We start from the raw sequence: 5,631 nt of genomic DNA, 5'->3' as shown, positions 1-5,631 counted from the left end.
CAGAAAGCCCACCATCCACACCGGGTGCGCGATCTCGTACGGCACGAACACCCGCGCCGTCGCCAGGATCAGCACACCGACCATCAGCGACTTGGTGGCGGCCGCGCCGACGTAGCCCAGCAGCACCTCGACCCAGTTGACCGGCGCGCTCAGCAGCTCGTAGATGGTGCCCGACCACTTGGGCATGTAGATGCCGAAGGACGAGTTGGAAATGCTCTCGGAGAGCAGCGACAGCATCAAGAGGCCCGGGATGATGTAGGCGCCGTAGTCCACGCCGCCAATGTCGCCCATGCGCGAGCCGATCGCCGAACCGAAGACGATGAAGTACAGCGAGGTCGAGAGCACCGGCGCAATCAGGCTTTGCGCCCAGGTGCGGAAGGCGCGGTGCATCTCGAAGCGGTAGATGGCGCGCACGCCGTGCAGGTTGAAACCCATCATTGGGGTGCTTTCTGTTCGTGCACGAGGCTGACGAAGATGTCTTCGAGCGAGCTTTCGCGCGAATGCAGGTCCTTGAAATCGATGCCGTGCTCGCCGAGCGCGCGCAGCAGCGCGGCGATGCCGGTGTCGTCCTGTTGGGTGTCGAAGCGGTAGGTCAGCGCCTGGCCGTCGTCAGACAGCTCCAGCGGCCAGCGCGCCAGCGCGTCGGGCACGCGCGCCATGGGGTGCTGCAGCGTGAGCGTGAGCTGCTTCTTGCCGAGCTTGCGCATCAGCACCTGCTTGTCTTCGACCACGATCAGTTCGCCCTGGCGGATCACGCCGATGCGGTCGGCCATGTCCTCGGCTTCCTCGATGTAGTGCGTGGTCAGGATGATGGTAGTGCCGGCGTCGCGCAGCGCGCGCACCAGGCGCCACATGTCGTGGCGCAGCTCCACGTCGACACCGGCACTGGGCTCGTCGAGGAACAGGATTTTCGGCTCGTGCGACAGCGCCTTGGCGATCAGCACGCGGCGCTTCATGCCGCCCGAGAGCGCGAGGATCTTGGTGTCCTTCTTGTCCCAGAGCGAGAGGTCCTTGAGGATCTTCTCGATCAGCGCCGGGTGGGGCGGCTTGCCGAACAGCCCGCGGCTGAAGCTCACGGTGGCCCACACGGTTTCGAACGAGTCGGTGTGCAGTTCCTGGGGCACGAGGCCGATGGCCGCGCGCGCGGCGCGGTAGTCGCGCACGGTGTCGTGGCCGTCGGCCGTGATGCTGCCTGCGGTGGCATTGCTCATGCCGCAGATCACGCTGATCAGCGTGGTCTTGCCGGCGCCGTTGGGCCCGAGCAGGGCGAAGATCTCGCCGCGGCGGATGTCCAGGTCGATGTTCTTCAGCGCCTGGAAGCCGCCGGCATAGGTTTTGCTGACGCCGCGCACGCGCACGATGGCGTCGGCGGCAGCGGCGGGCGTGGGAGGAGGGGAAGCAGGCATGGGTGGATGGGGGGCAAAGACAACAAGAGACCTGCGGCCCGCGCAGTGCCAAGGCAGCGCGTGGCGCAGGCCGGGCAAAGCCACGCGGCCGCGGCAGATTGTGGCCCGAATGGCGCCGGCGCGCCGACGCTAGCGTGGCAGCAGCGCCAGCGCGTCGGCACGCCAGTGGTCGAGCGCGGCGTAAAACCCTTCCCACACGCATCCATTGCAGCCGCGCCCGCAGTAGGCCGGTTCGCGCGGCGGCGGGCGCAGGGCGTTGTCCAGGTCGGTGCCGCTGCGCTGCGCCTGGCCGTGCAGGTGCGCGATGAGCGCACGCGCGGTGGCCAGATCGGCCAGCGGCAGGCTGGCCGGGTCGTGGCGCACGAAGCGGCGCTGGCGGCGGCCGCCGAAGTCGCCGGTTTCGCTGAACATGGCGGCGGGCCGCACCCACAGCGCGCCGCCTTCAAGTCCCTCGCCGTAGAGCGCGCGGTACAGCGCCATGCCCTGCAGGGTTTCGCTGCAGCGCGCGCCGCCCAGCACCTCGTACCAGCCGCCCTTGTAGTGGCGGTACAGGCCCGGTGGCGGGGCGTCCAGCGGGGGCAGGTCGGTGGTGTCGGTCATGGGCAGGTGTCTGAAAGAGCGGGCTGCATGTCAGCGGCTGCGCGCGGCCGCCACCTCGCGGCCCAGCTCGATCACCGCCATCGCGTAGTAGCTCGACCAGTTGTAGCGCGTGATGGCGTAGAAGTTCTCGGTGCCGGCCACATAGCTCGGCGCGTCGTCGCCGTTTTGAAGCTCGACCAGCGCCAGCGCCCCCGCGTGCTGCGCGCCCGCGCCCTGCACGATGGCGCCCTTGGCGGCCATGCTGGTGGCGCTGAAGGTGGGCAGGATGTCGGGCGCCAGCAGCGCGTCCATGTCCACGCGCGCCGTGTCGAATTCGACCGGGTAGTAGGGTGCCATGCCCGGCGTCCAGCCGTGCGCGATGAAGTAGTTGGCGACCGAGCCGATGGCGTCTGCGGGGCTGCCAAACAGGTCGATGCGCCCGTCGCCGTCGAAGTCCACCGCGTAGCGCACCCAGCTCGATGGCATGAACTGCGGCAGGCCCATGGCGCCGGCGTAGCTGCCGCGCGGATCGAAGGGGTCGACGTTGGTGCGGTGCGTGAGGCTCAGGAACTGTTCGAGCTCGCGGCGGAAGAACTCGGTGCGCTCGGGCGCGCGCGGGTGCGCGCCCGGAAAGTCGAAGGCCAGCGTGGCCAGCGCGTCCATCACGCGGAAGCTGCCCATGTTCTGGCCGTAGATCGTTTCGACCCCGATGATGCCGACGATGATGTCGGCCGGCACGCCATACTCGCGCTCGGCGCGCTCCAGCGCTGCGCGGTTTTGCTGCCAGAACGCCACGCCCGCGCGGATGCGCACCGGGTCGATGAAGCGGCTGCGGTAGGCGCGCCAGTTCTTGGCCGTGCCCTGGGCGGGCGGCAGCATGAGGCGCGGCACCTGCGGCAAAAGGCGCGCCTGGCCAATGGCCTGGCGCACCCATTCGCGGTCGAGGTCGCGGCGCTCGGCCAGGTCGTCGGCAAACGCCATGGCGTCGGCACGGCTGGCGTAGGGCGTGCTGCCTTCGGCGGCGCGGGCCGTGGCGGGTTTGCCTACCGATTTTTTTTGGTGTTTTTGGGCTGTAGCGCCCGTGCATAAAGCGCTGGCAGCTATGAAAACAAGAGTGGTTTGGAGGATTTTCTTCAACATGGTCATGGGCATCATGGGGTGCGGGCGGTGGGCCAGCGCAGGCGGCGCAGTTCGCGCTGCAGGATTTTGAGCTGCGCCGGCGCCGTGCGGGCGTCGGCATAGCGGCATTGTTCCAAGCGCAGCAGCCATGCGCCGGCGGCGCTGGCGGCGGGGCCGAAGCGGGCCTCGGCCTGCGCGGCCATGGCGCGCGGCGGCATGCTGACCGGCAGCGGTAGCCCGGCGCGGGCCAGGCGCCGGCGCGCGTGCGCGAGCAGGCGCAGCCAGGGGTCGTGCTGGCTGCGCTCCCACAGCGCCCCGAGCGCGCCGGCCAGCGCCACGGCGCCGACCAGGCCCGCGAGCACGCGCGCCAGGTCCTGCCAGCTGGGCGCGCCGAACCCGAGCGCTCTGAGCAGGTCGAGCTGGCGGCTTTGCGTGTAGTTCAGCACCCACTGGTTCCAGCCGGTGTTCACGGCCTCCCAGGTGGCGCGCAGGCGCTGCGCTATGCCGGGGGTGAGCACGCTGCCCATGGCGTCGCCGAGGACGCCGCGCGGCGCCGGCAGGCGCCGGAACTGGCCCACGCGGTCCGGCGCCACGGCGCCCGTCGGGTCCACGCGCACCCAGCCGCGGCCTTCCACCCACACCTCGGCCCAGGCGTGGGCATCGCTTTGGCGCACGGTCCAGTAGCCGTCGACCGGATTGCGCTCGCCGCCTTGGTAGCCGGTGACGATGCGTGCGGGCACGTCGGCGGCGCGCATCAGCACCACGAAGGCCGAGGCGATGTGCTCGCAGAAGCCCTGCTTGCGGTCGAACCAGAATTCGTCGGCGGTGTGCTCGCCGTAGACGCCGGGCTCGAGCGTGTACTGGTAGCCGCCGGTGCGCAGGCGCGTGAGCGCGGCATCCACCAGCGCGGGCGTGCCGCCGCGGGCCACGGCCGGGTCGGCGCGCAGTTGCTGCGCCAGCGCCAGGGTGCGCGGGTTGAAGCCCGCGGGCAGCTCGACCAGTGCGCGCAATTGCGGCGTGGCGCGCGTCGGGCCATGGCGGAACTGCGGGTAGCTGGTGGCGCTGTAGCGCAGCACGTCGGTGACCGGGCGCGTGGCCAGCCACTGCAGGTCGGGGGCCATGACGGCGCCCATGCCGGCGATGTCGGGGCGCTCGGGCGCCGCGTCGAGCACCATGAGCCAGGGGCGCTGGTGCGGCTCGAGCGTGACGGTGTAGCGCAGTGGCGCGCCGCGCACCTGCAGGCGCGCGGGCATGCCGGCGGCGTCCTGCCCGGCCGCGCCGCCGCGCCCGGCCGGTGCCTGCCATTGGCGGCCGTCAAAGCGCGAGAGCACCGGGCCGCGGAAGTACAGCTGCGACGCCGGCGGCGCCGCGTTGTCTGCCGTGTCGAACAGCACGCGCAGGGCCACGCTGTCGTCGAGCGCCAGTGTGGCGATGCTGCCGACCTCCATCTGGCCCGACAGGCCGCTGCGCCCGGTCAGCGCGTCGCTGGGCAGGCCCCACAGCGGCGCCATGCGCGGAAATAGCAGGAACAGCGCCAGCATGATGGGCGTGCCCAGCAGCGCCATGGTGCCGGCCGTGCGCAGCGCCAGCGCCAAGGGTGGGCGGCCCACCGGCATGTGGGCATTGACCAGCGCCGTGAGCAGTCCCAGCAGGGCGATGAGCATGGCGGCCGCGGTGGCGAGCGATTGCGAATAGAAGAAGTTGCTGAGCACCGTGAAGAAGCCCAGGAAGAAGATCACCAGCGCATCGCGCCGCGCGCGCGCCTCCAGCGTCTTGAGGCCCAGCAGCACGACGATCAGCGTGGTGCCCGCGTCGCGCCCGAGCAGGGTGCGGTGCGTGAGCAGCGTGGCGCCCACGGCCAGCGCCACCACGGGCAGCACGGCCCAGCGCCCGGGCAGGGGGCGGCCCTGCCAGGCCAGTGCGCCGCGCCACAGCAGCAGCAGGGCGGCCAGCGCGCCGGCCCACGCCGGCAGGTGCAGGGCCTGCGGTGCGATCACCCACGCGATCACCACCAGCAGGAACAGCGTGTCGCGCGCGTCGCGCGGCAGCGCAGCGAGGGTCCGGCGCAGGCTCATGGCAGGCGGGCGGGGGGCTGCGGCAGGGGCGCAATGTTGCTATTCAATGAATAGCTTCTCGCGCTTGCCGGTATTGGGCTGTAGGCCATTTTCATATCAAACCGCTGCTTCAGAAGAGCGCCAGCGCCTCCAGGCAGCGCCGCTGCTGGGCTGCGCCGCTGCCCTGCGGGATCTCGGTACCGGGCAGGCGCAGGCCATAGTCCAGGCCCAGGCGCTCGGCCAGCAGCACCCAGGCGGCCAGGCGCGACAGGCGCGCTTCGGGATCGGGCAGGCCGGTGCGCTCGGGTGTGAACCACAGCTCGTGGCGCTGCAGGTGTTCGGCGTCGCGGCTGACCAGGGCATCGGTGCCGGCGGCCAGCGCCTGCGCGGCCTTCTTCCAGACCACGCGCTGAAGCGGGTCGCCGCGGCGGTAGGCGCGCACGCCCTCGAATTCGCCCGCGCCCTGGCTGGAG

Annotated in this window: 5 protein-coding genes and 2 pseudogenes; all 7 read right to left on the bottom strand. The window is 71.1% G+C overall.

Going from position 1 to position 5,631, the window contains the following annotated elements; all coding sequences use genetic code 11:
* Positions 1-435: pseudogene (locus tag B2J89_RS20540) on the bottom strand (ABC transporter permease); the annotation flags it as partial.
* Positions 435-1,406: an ABC transporter ATP-binding protein gene (locus B2J89_RS20535; RefSeq protein WP_169170712.1), complete on the bottom strand. Its 972-nt coding sequence runs from the start codon at positions 1,404-1,406 to the stop codon at positions 435-437. The pseudogene B2J89_RS20540 and the gene B2J89_RS20535, both read right to left, overlap by 1 nt.
* Before the next feature lie 129 nt (positions 1,407-1,535).
* Positions 1,536-1,769 (bottom strand): oxidoreductase-like domain-containing protein, encoded by a 234-nt coding sequence (locus B2J89_RS22910; RefSeq protein WP_371809108.1) that lies wholly within the window; start codon positions 1,767-1,769, stop codon positions 1,536-1,538.
* Positions 1,770-2,006, bottom strand: a pseudogene (locus B2J89_RS22905) (DUF1653 domain-containing protein); the annotation flags it as partial.
* Positions 2,007-2,036: 30 nt separating this feature from the next.
* Positions 2,037-3,131: a lytic murein transglycosylase B gene (gene mltB, locus B2J89_RS20525; RefSeq protein WP_205763889.1), complete on the bottom strand. Its 1,095-nt coding sequence runs from the start codon at positions 3,129-3,131 to the stop codon at positions 2,037-2,039.
* Positions 3,132-3,136: 5 nt separating this feature from the next.
* Positions 3,137-5,179 (bottom strand): DUF3488 and transglutaminase-like domain-containing protein, encoded by a 2,043-nt coding sequence (locus B2J89_RS20520; RefSeq protein ID WP_169170399.1) that lies wholly within the window; start codon positions 5,177-5,179, stop codon positions 3,137-3,139.
* 109 nt (positions 5,180-5,288) lie between these two features.
* Positions 5,289-5,631 (bottom strand): DUF58 domain-containing protein (locus B2J89_RS20515; protein WP_169170400.1); only part of this gene is annotated, 343 nt, incomplete at its 5' end.

The organism is Acidovorax sp. SRB_24 (assembly GCF_012931925.1).
Note: the sequence above shows the minus strand (reverse complement) of the source record. Positions and strands in the feature narration are given on the sequence as shown.

What these genes read in the sequence shown, in the direction of transcription:
- mltB (WP_205763889.1), bottom strand. Translation starts at nt 3,131, where the DNA reads ATGACCATGTTGAAGAAAATCCTCCAAACCACTCTTGTTTTCATAGCT.
- B2J89_RS20535 (WP_169170712.1), bottom strand. Translation starts at nt 1,406, where the DNA reads ATGCCTGCTTCCCCTCCTCCCACGCCCGCCGCTGCCGCCGACGCCATC.
- B2J89_RS20520 (WP_169170399.1), bottom strand. Translation starts at nt 5,179, where the DNA reads ATGAGCCTGCGCCGGACCCTCGCTGCGCTGCCGCGCGACGCGCGCGAC.